The organism is Marinomonas epiphytica (assembly GCF_054780655.1).
This window is the reverse complement of sequence record NZ_BAAGVX010000015.1, coordinates 1-16,335: the sequence shown is the minus strand read 5'-3', so window position 1 is coordinate 16,335 and position 16,335 is coordinate 1. Positions and strand designations below refer to the sequence as shown.

14 protein-coding genes are annotated in these 16,335 nt (G+C 44.1%); 8 read left to right on the top strand and 6 right to left on the bottom strand.

Annotated features, from left to right (window positions below; genetic code table 11):
* Together ACYVGZ_RS04305 and ACYVGZ_RS04300 are read right to left on the bottom strand one after the other, a co-directional pair.
* On the bottom strand, positions 1-411 hold the full coding sequence (locus ACYVGZ_RS04305) for a GtrA family protein (protein ID WP_460751716.1): 411 nt from the start codon (positions 409-411) through the stop codon (positions 1-3).
* Complete coding sequence (locus tag ACYVGZ_RS04300; RefSeq protein ID WP_460751714.1) at positions 408-1,841, bottom strand: UbiA family prenyltransferase; 1,434 nt, start codon at positions 1,839-1,841, stop codon at positions 408-410. Before ACYVGZ_RS04300 ends, ACYVGZ_RS04305 begins: the two co-directional genes overlap by 4 nt.
* A gap of 124 nt (positions 1,842-1,965) precedes the next feature.
* Between ACYVGZ_RS04300 and ACYVGZ_RS04295 the strand changes: the two genes are divergently transcribed.
* A complete protein-coding gene (locus tag ACYVGZ_RS04295) occupies positions 1,966-3,105 on the top strand; it encodes a glycosyltransferase family 4 protein (RefSeq protein WP_460751711.1) in 1,140 nt (379 codons plus the stop codon).
* Between the two features lie 139 nt (positions 3,106-3,244).
* Here the strand turns inward: ACYVGZ_RS04295 and ACYVGZ_RS04290 are convergent, their stop codons facing one another.
* Positions 3,245-4,645 (bottom strand): undecaprenyl-phosphate glucose phosphotransferase, encoded by a 1,401-nt coding sequence (locus ACYVGZ_RS04290; RefSeq protein ID WP_460751709.1) that lies wholly within the window; start codon positions 4,643-4,645, stop codon positions 3,245-3,247.
* Positions 4,646-4,768: 123 nt separating this feature from the next.
* On the opposite strand from ACYVGZ_RS04290, the gene ACYVGZ_RS04285 reads away from it, so the two are divergent.
* Positions 4,769-6,010 (top strand): O-antigen ligase family protein, encoded by a 1,242-nt coding sequence (locus ACYVGZ_RS04285; protein WP_460751706.1) that lies wholly within the window; start codon positions 4,769-4,771, stop codon positions 6,008-6,010.
* 1,005 nt (positions 6,011-7,015) lie between these two features.
* Here ACYVGZ_RS04285 and ACYVGZ_RS04280 read toward each other — a convergent pair.
* Together ACYVGZ_RS04280 and ACYVGZ_RS04275 are read right to left on the bottom strand one after the other, a co-directional pair.
* The gene (locus tag ACYVGZ_RS04280) at positions 7,016-7,720 is read right to left on the bottom strand and encodes an FKBP-type peptidyl-prolyl cis-trans isomerase (RefSeq protein WP_460751703.1); all 705 of its coding nucleotides are present in this window, start codon (positions 7,718-7,720) and stop codon (positions 7,016-7,018) included.
* Positions 7,721-8,125: 405 nt separating this feature from the next.
* A complete protein-coding gene (locus ACYVGZ_RS04275; RefSeq protein ID WP_460751700.1) occupies positions 8,126-9,037 on the bottom strand; it encodes a LysO family transporter in 912 nt (303 codons plus the stop codon).
* A 212-nt stretch (positions 9,038-9,249) separates the two neighbouring features.
* Between ACYVGZ_RS04275 and ACYVGZ_RS04270 the strand changes: the two genes are divergently transcribed.
* Positions 9,250-10,614 carry an MATE family efflux transporter gene (locus tag ACYVGZ_RS04270; RefSeq protein WP_460751697.1) on the top strand — a complete coding sequence of 455 codons (1,365 nt, stop codon included), beginning with the start codon at positions 9,250-9,252 and terminating at the stop codon, positions 10,612-10,614.
* A gap of 344 nt (positions 10,615-10,958) precedes the next feature.
* Here the strand turns inward: ACYVGZ_RS04270 and ACYVGZ_RS04265 are convergent, their stop codons facing one another.
* On the bottom strand, positions 10,959-12,431 hold the full coding sequence (locus tag ACYVGZ_RS04265) for a cobyric acid synthase (protein WP_460751693.1): 1,473 nt from the start codon (positions 12,429-12,431) through the stop codon (positions 10,959-10,961).
* A gap of 86 nt (positions 12,432-12,517) precedes the next feature.
* Between ACYVGZ_RS04265 and cbiB the strand changes: the two genes are divergently transcribed.
* The 5 genes from cbiB to ACYVGZ_RS04240 all read left to right on the top strand — a co-directional run bounded on the left by cbiB (position 12,518) and on the right by ACYVGZ_RS04240 (position 16,176).
* Positions 12,518-13,486 carry an adenosylcobinamide-phosphate synthase CbiB gene (cbiB, locus tag ACYVGZ_RS04260; RefSeq protein WP_460751689.1) on the top strand — a complete coding sequence of 323 codons (969 nt, stop codon included), beginning with the start codon at positions 12,518-12,520 and terminating at the stop codon, positions 13,484-13,486.
* Positions 13,456-14,538, top strand: a complete 1,083-nt coding sequence (locus ACYVGZ_RS04255; RefSeq protein WP_460751686.1) for an aminotransferase class I/II-fold pyridoxal phosphate-dependent enzyme — start codon at positions 13,456-13,458, stop codon at positions 14,536-14,538. The genes cbiB and ACYVGZ_RS04255 overlap by 31 nt, the downstream gene beginning before the upstream one ends.
* Entirely contained in the window at positions 14,535-15,047 is a 513-nt protein-coding gene (gene cobU / locus ACYVGZ_RS04250) for a bifunctional adenosylcobinamide kinase/adenosylcobinamide-phosphate guanylyltransferase (RefSeq protein ID WP_460751682.1), read from the top strand. The genes ACYVGZ_RS04255 and cobU overlap by 4 nt, the downstream gene beginning before the upstream one ends.
* 43 nt (positions 15,048-15,090) lie before the next feature.
* Positions 15,091-15,585, top strand: a complete 495-nt coding sequence (gene gpt / locus ACYVGZ_RS04245; protein ID WP_460751679.1) for a xanthine phosphoribosyltransferase — start codon at positions 15,091-15,093, stop codon at positions 15,583-15,585.
* 180 nt (positions 15,586-15,765) lie between these two features.
* The gene (locus ACYVGZ_RS04240; RefSeq protein WP_460751674.1) at positions 15,766-16,176 is read left to right on the top strand and encodes a DUF2914 domain-containing protein; all 411 of its coding nucleotides are present in this window, start codon (positions 15,766-15,768) and stop codon (positions 16,174-16,176) included.
* The last annotated feature ends 159 nt before the right edge of the window (positions 16,177-16,335 follow it).

Sequence of the window (16,335 nt, the reverse complement as noted above, 5' to 3'; positions counted from 1 at the left end):
TTATGCTGCTTTAATAAAAACATATTTTTTGTCTAGCCAGTACTTTATAAGGTACCCAATGGAAAGGCCAATTGCCCCGCCCAAATAACGCATACCGTCACTATTAAAAAATAGATGGAAGGCATACTCAATGCCCCAAAATATTACGGTGGTGAAAACACCCATGCCTGAATATAAAATAAATAGCTTGCCGTCATGTTTAATGCTTTCGGATTCAAACTCAAATATATGTTTTTTTTCTAATGCATATTTAATGGGCAAACCAGCTGCAGTGCCTATAAAAATTGATATTGGAATTGAATAAGGGCCATTGTAAATCCAAATGCTTAACGCTTGAGTGCTAAGGTTTGCTGCTGTGGCAATGGCTGCAAATATTACATATAGAAAAGTGATTCTAGCAGCTTTGTTCACAATGTCACTCCAGCCAAAACAAATACTAGAACAAACAAAGTACCAACTAGCCAGCTCGGTTTATCTTTAATCGCAAAAACAATTGGGTCATCGTGCATTTCTCCTCTGTGGGTAATTAGCCAAGCTCGTGATATCCAGTAGACCAATATTGGGCAGGCCGCCCATAAGAACTGTGTATTTGAATACATGTGAGCTGTATTAGGGTCCTGAATATATAGCGCAAATACGAGTACAGAAATATATCCAGAAGAAGTGCCCATTGCAGATACGGCTTCCAAGTCTTCCTGTAAATAGCCACGCCCTCTCAGCCTTTCCTTGCCTATCTCACGAGCTGTTTTGAGCTCGCTATAGCGTTTTATTAATGCTAATGAAAAAAATATAAATATAGAAAATGCAAGCAGCCAATAAGAGGGTATTGTTGCTGTTGCTGTTGCGCCAGCGATTATTCTGATTGTATAAAGCATCGCTAAGGTAATAACATCAATAATAGCTTTGCGTTTAAGAGTAAAAGAATAAGCTAGGGTGAGCGTATAATACGATACTAAACTTATAAAGAAAGCAAATGGTAAAAGCATTAAAGACAAGAGTAAGGCGGCAATGAGTAAACAGGGCCATGTTAGCCAGCCATGAACTAATGATAAGTCTCCTGAAGCAAATGGGCGCTTGCGCTTACTATGATGGTGTCGATCATCTTGTACATCCACTAGGTCGTTCAAAATGTAAACACTAGAAGCGGTTAACCCAAAGGCTAGAAAAGCTAGCAAGGTTATGATCACGCTGTTCAGGTCTGTAATTGAGTGGGCGGCCAGAAGTGGGACGAAAATAAGTAAATTTTTTATCCACTGGTGTAATCTTATTGCTTTTATAAAAATTTCTATCCGTGATGAACGGTTTGCCTTGAAAACATGGCCTAACGTACTGACTTTCTTAATATCATTTATTAGTCCTTTTGATGTTCCAACAAGGTGAGATACGTTAGCTGATTCCCAAACAGGTAGATCAGCATGACAATCTCCAACGTAGTCATAGCCTTTCTCACCGTAAAGCTTAATAAGTGTGTCTGCTTTATTTTGTCCTCTAAGGTTGGTTTCTTTATCTGTCGCGAGTACTAAGTCAAACAGCTTTAAATGCTTGGCTACTTGCTCGGCAAAGATATGATGGCTAGCTGTAGCAAGTACAATTTCTCGTCCGTTACTTTTCTCATCTTGTAACCAGTTAAGTAACTCATCATTATAGGGCAGAGTAGATGCATCGACCCCAGTGCGCTCAGATAGTTCGTCCTTAAGTGTGCTTTTGCCAGACAATAGCCACTTTAATAGTAGAGGTGCTTTTTCAGGAGACGAACAAATGAAACTGTTAGCGTTTTCATATAGAATATCTGTTTTGATTAGAGTTCCATCTAAATCAACAATTAACGGTTGCTTAAGCAAGTTCGCTCCTAGTAGCTTTATTAAAGGGTCTTATATGAATATAGGTATTATCTACTAGTTTTATGAACGAGTCATTGTGTGTCGGAATAAAAAATTATGATGTTGGGAATTCGAGATTTGAACTATGAAAATTGCTATTGTGCATGAATGGTTCGTAACACCTGGTGGGGCTGAGCAAGTTGTTCGTGCGATACTTGAAATTTATCCTGATGCCGATGTTTTTGCGGTTGTGGATTTTTTCGACTCCGAGAATAGATATAAATATTTAAAGGGTAAGAAAGTCAAAACAACATTTATTCAGAAACTACCTTTTGCCAAAAAAAAATACCGGAATTATTTGCCATTAATGCCTTTTGCTATCGAGCAAATAGATGTTTCAGATTATGATCTAGTCATCAGTAGTAGTCACGCAGTTGCAAAAGGAATAATAACATCTCCAAATCAGTTGCATGTTTGCTATTGTTACTCTCCCATTAGGTATGCATGGGATTTAAAATTTGAATATCTAAGTGAGTCCCATTTAACTAAAGGCATTAAATCTTTATTTGCAAGGTATTTTTTGCATAAAATAAAAGCCTGGGACTATGTAGTTAGCCAAAATGTTGATCACTTTATTGCAATCAGTCACTTTATTCAGAAACGTATTAGTAAGTTTTACCGAAGAGACTCCGAAGTAATTTTTCCTAATGTCACTGTGAATGACTTCACTCTACAGACAAAAAAAGAAGATTTTTATTTTACTGCATCTCGTTTAGTGCCATATAAACGAGTCGCTATGATTGCTCAAGCTTTTTCTCGAATGCCTAGTAAGAAGTTAGTAATTATTGGCGATGGTCCCGAAAAAGATAAAGTCGAAAGTATAGCAAACAATCATGCTAATATCGTATTTATGGGCTACCAAGAATTCTCGGTTTTAAAAGAACATATGATGAAAGCCAAGGCTTTTATTTTTGCTGCTGAAGAAGACTTCGGGATAGTACCCCTGGAAGCTCAAGCTTGTGGTACTCCTGTTATTGCATTTGGGAAAGGAGGCGTATTAGACACAGTTGTAGACGGTAAGACAGGCTTTTATTTCCACGAACAAACTGTTGATTCCCTTATTGAAGCTATAGAGACATTTGAGTCCAGATCATCTCAACTGCTTAGCCCTGAGATCATAAAAAAGCATGCCGATGGCTTTTCTGAAGAAATTTTTAAAAAGAAATTTTCCACAATGATAAAAGAAAAGTGCATAGAAAAAGGCTTTGATATAGGGAGACTTTAGCCAGCACCTCCTTTATGCCGACAAAACAAAGTGAGGTGTTACTGGGGAAGTAGATAACAAGTTCTTTTAGACTTTAAAAGCTATCTAAAATTTTTATCGAACTAGCTTATTGCTCAGACTTTTCCGAAATATACAGACTTTACCCTGAATTCTTATGAATAAAACCTTTCCAGAAAGTCAGAATAATGATCTTAATATCGAGCCAGAGCGACCAATTTTCAATGTAGTAAAGGTCGTGCTCGACGCGCTTTTTCAAATCTGTATCCCCGCGCCAACCATTTACTTGCGCCCAGCCTGTAATTCCTGCTTTCACTGTGTGTTTTTGCATATAGCCAGGTATCTCTTTTTTAAACTGCTCTACAAATACAGTGCGCTCAGGGCGAGGACCCACAATAGACATGTCACCTTTTAGTACGTTTATGAATTGAGGCAGTTCATCTAGGCTGGTTTTACGAATAAAAGCCCCGAATTTGGTAACGGACATACTTTTAGCGCCTCCCCATTGCACACCGTCTTTTTCACTGTCTACGGCCATGGAGCGAAATTTCAGCATATTGAAGGTTCGACCGTTCCAGCTTACTCGCTCTTGGCGATAGAACACTGGTCCAGGAGAAGATAGCTTCACGCCTATAGCTAGTGAAAGAAGAATAGGGCTGATCATCAGCAGAATAATGCTGGCTAGAACTTTGTCTTCTAGCTCTTTTAAAAAACGATTTTTACCTTCTAGCATGTGTGATGTAGACAAGTTAATCACAGGTAGGCCCGCAACCTCTGTTAAAGAGTGATTAAGGAGCTGGAAGCCAAAAATATCTGGTACCATTCGAATGGTTACCGCGCTGGTAGCCAATGCTGATTGTACTTTTTCCATACGTTTTACTTCGCTAAGAGGTAGAGCGATCCATACTTGGTCTGTTTGGTGCTCTTTTACTATTCTATCTATATCCTCAATGGTGCCCATTATAGGTAGCTCTTTCACTAATGCTTTTTTGTATTTAGCAGGCGTATCTGTGATGAACCCTTGTATCTCTAAACCAAATTCAGGGCTTAATATTAACTTGCTGGCCACATTTTGGCCTAGTTCATCATCTCCAATAATAATGACTCGACGAATATTAAATCCTTTAGCTCGAAGGGCGCCAAGGGTTTTCCTGAGGATAAGTCGGTAAGTTAAAATTGTACCAGTTGAGCTAATAAGCCAAGTCATTACCCAAATACGTGAAAATAGCTCTGACGACTGTGTGACAAATGCGCTGATTATGAGCAAGAGAAAGGTTGTTGAAGTTGCGCTAATAACACATTGAATTTCACTTGTGAATGATGCCCCCCGCCAAGCTCGATAGGCCCCAAAAGAAGAGAGACTAATCGCACATATCAATACTCCTAGCATAAGAACATTTTTATAGGCTAAAGGTAATTCAAAGTGCTCAAAGCGTAGCCAGTGGCTTATTAAGCCACTGGTAATTATAAAGAATAAATCAAGTACACGCAGTGATATGGCAATAGAAGCACTGTGTTCTTTTAAAGATAATCCTGGTTTCACTTAAGTCTCATTCTACAAAAATTACAATGCTCCCTATAATATCAGCATTTTAGTTATCTTCTATGCTAATTTGGTGCATAATTGATAGGCGCTGTGGGAGCGCATGAGAGAAAACGGTTTTATATGTTAAGAAATTATTTTTCAGCCTTACTTTGGCTGCTGGTTTCCTTAACCTTCGCTTTGAGTCTTAGCGTGCCAAATGGTTATGGCCTACCAACAGGGTTGTTGTTTTTAAGTTCTGCCAGTTTGTTGTATTTAAGACCAAAATGGTCTGATTTGGATGGCGATGATAAGCGGCTATTTTTTGTCTTTTTAGCCTTTGGCTTAAGCATGTTTTGCTTTGTCTATCTAGACGGCTGGTTTACTCGAGAGCTAGATCGGCCTTCTCGGTTTATTCTTGTGCTTCCTGTATTGCTGTTATTGTTACATTCTCATAACCATAAAGAGTGGTTATGGTATGGGCTTATATTTGGTGCTATCAGCGCCTTTATCCTGGCTTTTTATGAAAAGTTTGTACTGGGGTTCGATCGAGCTCATGGCAGTGAATACCCCATAATGTTTGGTAATACAGGCATGATGATGGGGCTTTTATGCCTAGCCGGTGCTATGTATTTTTATGCCGAAAAACGCTTGCTCTGGGTGGTCTTGGCGGTGCTTGCTGCTATTTGTGGTATTGGAACCTCTTTCTTATCGGGCTCCCGTGGTGGTTGGGTTGCTCTTCCTCTGATTGGTTGTTTTATTCTTTGGCATAGTCGCCATTTGTTGACCCCTAAAGTCTGTATGGGGTCGTTTGTAAGTGCTGTTTTGCTAGTGGTGGTGGTAATTGCTACACCGCAAACAGGAGTGAAGAAAAAGATTGATCAAACCATGGTGAGTTTGTCCCATTACAGTAGTGGTGCGAACACAGCAACGTCATTAGGCATGCGTTTTGATATGTGGAAAACGGCCTTTCAGCTCTTTCAAGAGGCGCCAGCTTTCGGTGTAGGTGAATATGGCGGGCAAATAGAGAAGCGTCGTTTGATTGATCAAGGGTTAATCCCTGCCGAAATGATCAAATTTAAACATGCTCACAATGAATTCTTTAATGCCTTGTCGCAACGAGGCCTAGTTGGCTTGGCCTTTTTATTGGCGGTGTATTTGATTCCGATGCGTTTGTTCATTAAGAAAATGAAACTTTATGAACACAATTGGCGGGTGAAATCCTATGCCATGGCGGGGGCCTTGGTTCCCATGTGTTACATCGATTTTGGATTGTCCCAAGTGATGTTCGCCCACAACATTGGGGTAATGTTATTTGCTTTTCCCATTGTGTATTTTTGGGCCGCCACCAGATGGGCAGAAAGAGAAGAAAACCAAAAAACGTAATGAACCCATGGAGACACCACCCCCATTGAAATCATGCGATGCCAATTGTAGGGCGCCGTTAGGCCGCAGGCCGTAATGCGCCGTTGGGTGCGCAGCGCCCATGATTCAACCAAATTGCATCGGGCTTATACGAGGGCTTCGCCCTCGGCGTCAGATTCGCTTCGCGAACCATGACCTACAAATTGCCCAAATTCCATTGGTGTCATGCGCCATTGTGTGCCACACCCACGATTAAACCAAACTCCATTGAAATCATGCGCCGTCAATTGTAATGCGCCGTTGGTTGCGCAGCGACCATGATTGAACCAAATTGCATTGGTGTAACACGAAGGCTGCACCCTCGGCTGTAGGGCGCCGTTAGGCCGAAGGCCGTAATGCGCCGATGGGTGCGCAGCGCCCATGATTCAACCAAATTGCATCGGGCTTATACGAGGGCTTCGCCCTCGGCGTCAGATTCGCTTCGCGAACCATGACCTACAAATTGCCCAAATTCCATTGGTGTCATGCACCATTGTGTGCCGCACCCACGATTAAACCAAATTCCATTGAAATCATGTGCCGTCAATTGTAGGGCGCCGTTAGGCCGGAGGCCGTAATGCGCCGTTGGTTGCGCAGCGACCATGAATAAAACAAATTACATTGGTGTAACACGAGGGCTTCGCCCTCGGCGTCAGATTCGCTTCGCGAACCGTGACCTACGCATCAACATGCAATTTTTCGATTAAACACAATGCCCCGTCAATTTGTAATGCGCCGTTGGGTGCGAAGCGCCCATGATTCAACCAAATTGCATCGGGCTTATACGAGGGCTTCGCCCTCGGCGTCAGATTCGCTTCGCGAACCGTGACCTACCCATCAACATGCAATTTTTCGATTAAACACAATGCCCCGTCAATTTGTAACGCGCCGTTGGGTGCGAAGCGCCCATGCTTGAATGAAATTTCGTGGGAGATACAAGGGATTCGTAAACCGCAACCAATCTATGCTGGTTGCGGTTTGGGGAGGTTATTCTTCTGTTGCTGCTGGAGCTTCGATGCTGTGCAGTTCAACAACGAATTTAAGTGGAGAGTTTGGTGGAATCGGGCCTGTGCCACCTGGGCCGTAGGCTAGGTCAGATGGGATGTAAAGTTCGTATTTAGAACCTACACTCATCAACTGAAGACCTTCTGTCCAACCTGGAATCACTTGGTTCAATGGGAAGGTAATGCTTTCACCACGGCTGTATGAGCTATCGAACTCTGTGCCGTCCATTAATGTTCCAGCGTAATCTACTTCTACTGTGTCTGTTGCCGCAGGTTTTTCACCTTCACCTTCGGTAATGACTTTATACATTAAGCCGGATTCAGTTTTCTTCACGCCGTCTTGCTTGGCGATGTCTGCAAACCAAGCGTCCGCTTTTTCTTGCTGTTCAGCAGCTAGCTTTTCTTGCTCAGCCTGCGCTTTCGCTACTTGTTCTTGCTGGTAGTTTTGAATGGAAGTTTGCATTTCCTCTGTTGTGAGTAGAGGCTCACTACCTGCAAATGCGTCTTTAAAGCCGGCAATAAATGTTTCCATGTCTAGCTCACTAAAGTCAGTTGCCATGCGGCCGCCGAACATAGAGCCTATGCTGTAGCCAAGTTTTTGTTCTTTTGTATCAAGTGACACGCTGTCGTCTGCGTACACAGCCGATACAGAAGAGATCATCAGTGCCGCAATAAGAGTTTTTTTCATAAAAACGTTCCATTCAATTGTGTGTTGATCATTTTCGCTATCAAAGCATGTATGACAGGATAAGATGTATATGGGGATAAGCAACGTAGAATCAAGGATATACGTCTTGTACTTTGCCAAATCAGATCCGTTGATACTGTTCTAACATAAGCGGTAGCACGAATGCCAATCTTATGTTTTTACATTTATCAAAGTGACCCCTTCACCTGCACACTTTGTTTGAGTTTCAAAAGATTGATTGGTTCAGCAAAGTACAAGACATATTTGAATAATACGCCCAGAATTTGCTGTGCGGCAAAGGGCTTTACACAATGATGACGGTGTTTTTCAAAGCGAGGTCAAAGGTGTTGTTCATTTACAAAAAAATGACGGAAGAAATCAATATTAAAGCTCTTCTCAGCACCGTTAGGCCCCAAAACCCATAAAGAGCGGGATAAGAATAGGCACTAATATGCTCATGATAAAGCCACTAGCAATGCACACAGGAATAATCTCAGCGCCATGAAATTTACCCAACATAGGTAGGGTGAAGTCCATGGCAGTCGCACCGGAATAACCAACGGAAAGGTGGCTATTCACCCTTGCTAAAAACGGAATAATACTAAGGGCGATGATTTCACGGCCTAGGTCGAGTAAGAAGGCGGTCGTGCCAAGCACTGGGTCTCCGAGGCCTGTAATTAATATGCCTGATAAACTATACCAGCCAAAACCTGATACCACAGCCAAACCATGGTACCAGTCTAAGCCCAGTAGCAAGCTGCCCAGCCAGCCAGATAACAAGGTTGCAAAAATGGTAACGCTGGCAATAATCACGCCTTGGCTGTTCAGAAATAATTTTCGTAACCGGTAGTTACCTTGTCGTAACTGACAGCCAACTAAAAAGAGCAGCACATACAATAGCCCCGTGACAATTTCGTCTACATGGCCTGCCCAGTCTTTTCCCCAAAAGCCCAATACAATTCCAGCCACAACCCAGGCCAGAGTTTTTACGGCTTCCAGTAATACGTTGCTGTGACTTTCTACTTGCGTATTTTGGTCTGCATGGTGGCCTTTAAAGCGCTTACCGCTTAACCACAATAAACCTAAACTGATCGCGCTAAGAAGTAGCAATAATATCAAGGCTTGGTAACCCGCAATAAGGAGCTTATCGAACAGGTTATCAAGGGCTCCTAGGCTAAAGCCGATCAAGCCTAAAATAATGTACACCAGTTGTTCTAGGCCGGTAGCAACTCGCTTTGGGGTGAAAAAACCTAGATTGATCCAGTAACCTAGTAGTAGGGCGAGTAGTAAGGGGCCAAGGGTGGCAAGTATGGTCATTAGGTGAATTTTCCTTTTTGTTTCGTGAAGCGGCGGTGTTTTATGTTTTCGCTTGCTTATCCTCAATCTGAGCGGTGCATTATACGCCACTAAGTGATAGATTACCGAGCCTTAATAGGCTCGTGTCGAAAATGGATAGAAGTGGGTCTCTAAAGATTAAATAATGGAAATCAACGTGATAACTCGGACATTCAAACATAAGGCGGTGTGCCATGGCTAAGTCACAGTCACCGTTAAAAGAAATTCTTCATCTTCTCTTTCCTATGGTGCTTACCATTACACTTGAGCTATCGATCAGCGTGGTCGATACCATAATGCTGGGTCATTATAGTAGCCAGCATTTGGCAGCAGTGGGGTTAGCTTCTAGTTTATGGTTACCAATAGGTTGCTTTATGATAGGTGTGACCTTTGGACTCACACCTTTGGTGACCCGCCACTTACATGGGCGTCAGCCTAAGTTGATTAACCTTTACATGTCACAATCGGTAGGCTTGTGTGTCATGGTTGGCATCATCGCGAGCGTGCTAACAGCAACGCTGTTACCGTATTTTGCTACCTTAATGACAGAGCCTGGTGAGACTCGCGATGTCACCATTACTTATTTGTATTTAATTGCGCCAGCTTTGCCAATGTTAGGCTTATTAACAGCCTATAAAAACTTATTTGAAGCCGCAGGCAGGCCGCGAATCCCGTTGGCGATAGCAACAATCGGCCTTATGTTAAACATTGGCTTTAATTACGTTTTAATCTACGGCAAGTTGGGTTTACCCGATTTGGGAGCAAAAGGTGCGGCCATTGCTTCTTGTATGTCTTTGTATTTAGCTGTGCTGTTTTTCTTTGTATACGACAGATACATTAATAGTCGGCCTTTGTTTACCAAGCTAGTTTGGCGCTACACGCGGCGCATTTCTATTTTGTTAGGGGTAGGGGCTCCCGCTGGTTTTGCTTTCTCTTTTGAAATTGGTTTGTTTTCTTCCATGACCTGGTTGATCTCTTCGTTCGGGGATTTAGCGCTTGGTGCTGGTCAGATCGTTATGTCTTACAGCTCCTTGTTGTTTACGCCTCTTATGGCAATGAGTGCAGTAAGCGCCATTGTGGTTGCGAAAACCATGGCGAAAGAAGGTATATCAGGCGTGCGCCAGCGCATGCGTATTATTATTGGCTTAGGCTTTGCTTATGTTAGCTTGTGTTTTTGTGTGACGCAGGCCCTTCACGACTTTATTCCATACATTTACACCAGCCATGAAGACGTTGCGTTATTGGCGGCCAGTTTATTGGTGATTTCGGCCTGTTATCAGTTCCCAGATATGGTTCAAACCGTTTATACCGGAGCATTACGTGGCATTCGCGATACGCGCGCATCAATGTATGCCTTTGGTGTTTCCTTGTTTGGTTTAAGCATGCCGTTGGGCTTTTGGTTGTCTCATTACAGCCCCTGGTCAGAGAGCTTGTCGTTAAGGGGGTTCTACATTGGTTTAGGGCTCGGGTTATTATTGCTGTCGGTAATTTTGGTTACGCGATTTTATTATTTATTGAATCGATACAAAGACAAACCACAAAGTGGGTTGGTGTCTTAAGGTTGCGAATTTAAATTGCGGGTAGATCATGGTTCGCGCAACGAATTTGACGTCGAGGGTGTAGCCCTCGTGTACCCCCGATATAATTTGGTTCGATCATGGGTGCTGCGCACCCAACGGCGCATGGTTTCAATGGGATTTGGTTCAACCATGGGTGCTGCGCACCCAACGGCGCATTACGGCCTGCGGCCTAACGGCGCCCTACGATTGGACGATTTGATGATTCGATGTTGCCATGCAACGGCGCATTACGGCCTGCGGCCTAACGGCGCCCTACGATTGGACGATTTGATGATCCCATGTATACGGCCTTCGGTCTCACGGTGCCCTGCACTTGGAGGTCTTCAATTTGATATGGTGTTGATGAGTTGGTCTATGTTCATATGCTTTTCGACGCTATCGGCTAGGCGGTCAATTTCTTGGTTACGATATTGCTCGTAATCGAATATTTCGCTCGTTTCTGTGCCTGTCCATGTAAGCAAGGCTTGTAATGCGTCTGGATGATCAAATAGGCCGTGTAGGTAGGTACCTATGATTTGCCCATCTTCAGATTGATAACCATCGGTGTGGCCATTATCTAATTCGGCAAAAGCGTTAATTGTCTGGTGGAAGTGAGGTATACCAGAATGAATTTCATAGCCTGTTAGTGCGTGTTTTTTGCCTTGTATGTGAAAATGCCCTTCACATCGTTTCAATTGTTTTTCTTTGTCTAACACTGTGGTCATTGGAATGTAGCCAAAGCCTGGACTATTGGTGTTAGCTTGTTGATTTTCAAGCCCTAATGGGTCTTCCAGGCGTTCCCCTAACATTTGAAAGCCACCGCAAATCCCTATGATTTTTCCGCCATATCTAAGGTGCCTGTCCAAGTAATGGGCCCAGCCTTGTTGGCGAAGAAAAGCAAGGTCACTCTGTACGCTTTTGCTGCCAGGAAGTATCACAAGGTCGGCAGGAGGAATGGTTTGATTCGCTCCCACAAGGGTGACTTGCACGTTGGGGTGTAAGCGTAGTGGGTCCCAATCCGTGTGGTTGCTAGTTCTGGGTAGAATAGGAATAACGACTTGTAGTAAGTCTTTACTATTCTCCTTAATGGGGCTTTGTGTCACGGCATCTTCAGATTCTAAATGAAACCCTGTCAGGTAGGGGAGCACACCTAAAACCGGCTTGCCAGTTCGCTCTTCTAGCCAATCTAGTCCAGATTGGAGCAAGCTGATGTCGCCTCGAAAGCGGTTAATGACAAAGCCAATTACGCGATCCTGTTCACTTGGGCTAAGTAATTCTAAAGTACCCACGAGATGAGCAAATACACCGCCTTTATCAATGTCCGCAATGATGATCACAGGGCAGTCCACGGCTTCGGCAAATCCCATGTTAGCAACGTCTTTTGCTCTAAGGTTGATCTCTGCAGGGCTGCCGGCGCCTTCTATCAAAACGGCATCGTATTGCTGACTTAACTGTTGGAATGAATCGAGTGCGGCCTGCTTCGCTATGTCTTTATATTGGTGGTAACCCACGGCGTTCATATTACCTACAGCCTTACCTTGCACAATGACCTGAGCACCAGTGTCTGTATTAGGTTTGAGGAGAATAGGATTCATGTGAACATGGCAGTCTAAACCGGCGGCATAAGCTTGCACAGCTTGTGCACGGCCAATTTCATGACCTTCTTTTGTTACCGCACTATTGAGTGCCATGTTCTGTGGTTTAAAGGGCGCAACAGCGATGCCTCGCCGTGCGAAAAGGCGGCATAGGGCAGTCACTAGAGTGCTTTTTCCGGCATCGGAGGTGGTTCCTTGAACCATTAAACTATAGGCAGACATTCAGTTTCATCACGCTTTAAATCAATAAGATGGTAGAATTTTACCCTACCTATTTATCTTGTTAAGTGAAAAAACGACCTATCAACATGATCACTTCGATTTTTGACCTATCTTGGAGTTTTATATCCTCTACTGGCATTGCGCTAGTGGCCGCGCTCATTTTGGACCGCTTATTAGGAGAGCCGAAAAACTGGCATCCTCTGATTTGGTTCGGCCGTTGGGTAGACCTATGCCGTGCCCACTGCCAAATAGCTACCGACCAATCGCCAGAACGACAACGATTGGTTGGTGCGCTTGCATGGCTGTTTGCGGTTGCTCCATTTGTATATGGGGTAATGTGTTTACAGAGCGTGCTACCGAATTGGCTCAATTGGTTTTTAAGCGTGCTGGTTTTGTATTTTGCTGTTGGCTGGCAAAGCCTAAGGGAGCACGCTCTTGCCATTGCAGAGCCTTTAGAGCAGCAACCGTTAAGTGAAGATAATCTGGTACAAGCTAGGCAAGCCGTTGGTCGAATTGTCAGCCGAGACACAGAGCATTTAAGCGCGCCTGACGTAGCGAAAGCGGGTATTGAGTCTGTGCTAGAAAACGGCAGTGATGCTATTTTTGCTCCTATTTTTTGGTTTTGCCTGTTGGGAGCGCCTGGCGTATTACTTTATCGGCTAGCGAATACCCTAGATGCTATGTGGGGTTACAAGAGCGACACTTTTCTGCATTTTGGTTGGTGCGCTGCACGTATAGATGATGTGCTGAACTTTATTCCCGCAAGGTTAGTGGTATACAGCTATGGTGCTTGTGGTAACTGGCATAGAGCCATACGCAGTGCTAAACAGCCTTCAGCTCGTTGGAAAAGCCCCAACGCGGGGCCAGTAATGGCCGCTGGAGCCGGTGCTTTAAACATTAAATTAGGGGGAGAAGCGCCATACTTTGGCAAAATCGAGACTCGCCCTGTATTAGGTGAAGGGGAAGACCCAGAGCCAAAACATTTAAATGAGGCCATTCTTTTGGTAGATAAAAGTGTGTATTTATGGGGGATGGTCATTTGTCTCTTGATCTAACCGCACCAAAACACGGTGGAGACCTAGCCGCATGGCAGCATAAACTAGGTGAGCAAGCAGCAAACTGGCTAGACCTGTCTTCCGCATGTAACCGTGAACCTTGGCCTATCCCCGAGCTGGCGCCGAACCGCTGGATGGAGCTTCCAGACCCTACTTGCTTACTAGGACAGGCACAACAATACTATGGACAGGCACCTTTAGCGATTGGTGCTGGGTCTCAGCAATTTATTGAAATTTTACCGCTTTTGCTGGAAAACACCGGCCTTAATGTAAAAGAAAGCCGTGTAATGGTGCCTAGAACTGGCTACCAAGAGCATGTCTTTGCGTGGCGAAAATGGGGCTATCTTATTGAATATTATGATCATGTTGAAGAGCTTCTAGAGCGTTCATGGCAAGTCGCTGTGGTTATCAACCCAAATAACCCAACAGGGGAAAACTGCCCACTCGATACCCTTACGGCTATTGTGCAGCGTGCTGAAGAAATGTCAGCTTATGTGCTGGTGGATGAAGCCTTTATTGATGCGACACCGCAACATAGCCTGCTAACACAGTTTGCATCTGCAAATTTTAGCCAGTACCTCTTTGTTTTTAGATCGGTCGGTAAATTCTTTGGGCTAGCAGGAGCGCGTGTTGGGTTTTTGTTCGCGCATGCAAGCTGGCAACAACGTATTCGTAATCTCATTGGCCCTTGGCCAGTTGCTACCCCCAGCCTATTTTTAGTAGGACAGGCACTCTTAGACCGCCAATGGCAAGTAAAGGCACGGCAGAGTTTGATTAGCCGTCAGAAAACGTTTTTGGAGCGTGTTGGCCCTAAACTGAATACCATTTTTGACACCCAAGAACGTGCAGAAACCTTATATTTTGTTACTTGGCAGCTCGACAGTGAAGAATATGCAGAACAGGTTTTCGCTATGCTTCACCAGGTGGGTGTACATGTGCGTTTAGGGCAAGCTTGGATCCGTGTAGCTATACCAGCGCAAGATGAAATAGCTATTTTAGATCAATCACTTATTCGTCTTTTAAAAGGGGCTGGAGGAAGAGAGCTAGCATGAAACATTTAGTTTTAGGTGGCGTCCGAAGTGGTAAAAGTGCCTTTGCGGAAGAAACCGTCGCTAAGTATAGTGACTCAGTTTGTTATATCGCGACCTCACAAGCGTGGGACAACAGCATGGCTGAGCGAGTACGTAAGCACCAAGATCGAAGGCCAGAAAGTTGGCAGCTGATTGAAGAGCCCATTAGCCTTGGAGAAACATTAGCCTCACTTAACGGCAGCGGCAAGGCAGTTATTATCGAATGTGTGTCTTTGTGGTTAACAAACTTACTGTGTTTGGAGGATGAAGCTCGACTTGCAGTAGAAAAGCAAGCCTTCTTAACTGCCGTAGAAGCTTTTGATGGCAGTCTAGTGATTGTTTCCAGTGAGGTCGGGTTAGGTATTATGCCCATGAATGAAATGGCTCGGCGCTTTGGCGATGAAGTAGGTGAACTGAATCAAATGCTAGCGAAACTGACCGAACGGGTAACTTTAGTTGCAGCCGGTATACCAATGCCGCTAAAATTTTAGAGGTTCGCCCCCTTTTTCTTGATTTAAGCTTAGGAGCTTTTAGATGACCCCGTATTCAAAGGATTTCCCAGTGTCATGGGAAGAACTGCACCGTAATGCTCGTGCGCTGTCTTGGCGTTTACTAGAGCAAGGCCCTTGGAAGGGCATTATTGCCATCACTCGTGGCGGCTTGGTGCCAGCGGCAATTCTTTGTCGTGAAATGGATATTCGCCTTATTGATACCATTTGTATCGTGAGTTACAAAGCAGACGAAACGGGTGCTGCTACCCAACAAGGTGAGTTGAATGTGCTGAAAGGTGTTGAGGGTGACGGAGATGGTTATATCCTGATCGATGATCTGGTTGACACAGGCCGAACTGCAGCTAAAGTACGTGAAATGTTACCAAAAGCGCATTTTGCAACCATTTATGCAAAGCCTGCCGGCAAACCCTTAGTAGACACCTTTATTACCGAGGTAAGCCAAGATACTTGGATCCGTTTCCCTTGGGATATGGAGTACACCTTTTCAACGCCACTTGCGGACCGCCAAGAAAAATAGAGAGGTGCGAGCTAGTAATTTTCGCCATAATACAAAAGTCGAATAGATCGTATCAATTAAGTTTATAGATAATTAAAGATCGTTTTTTATTGTTAACTGAGCTATTTTTGTCCAATAAAAGCGCTATGCTGGTACAAGAATTAATTAATGATGAAATAGAAACCGTATTAGGATAACAGTATGTGGAAATTGCTAGTTCGAGTTGCATTGATTAGCGCCGTGTCTTTGAGTGGTGTGTCCCAGGCAATGGCAAATGACGCCATTGTTGCCCGTGCACAGTTCGCCACCGATGTAATCGACCGCGAGCCTGTTGATGATATTGGCGACACTATAAAAGTGGAATATGGCGAAATTCAGCGTGTTTATTTTTTCACGGATTTGCGCGGTATGACAGGCAGCCACGTGATTCATAGATGGAAGTTAGATGGCTTTGAACAAGCTGATGTAGATTTCGACATAGGTGGCGACCGCTGGCGAGTATGGTCCAGTAAACGATTAATGCCTGGTTTTGATGGCACTTGGACGGTCGAAGTAATACGTGATGGGCAGGTAATAGAAAGCCATTCATTCGAATACCTCGACGAATTTTAACCCTCCGAGGGCGAAGCCCTTATACATTCCAACCGTAATTTTGTTAAGCCATGGGTGCTGCGCATCCAACGGCGCATTACGGCCTGCGGCCTAACGGCGCCCTACGGTTTGGTGATTTGGTGGCGCATGTTTTCAATGGAATTTTGCTTGAATCATGGG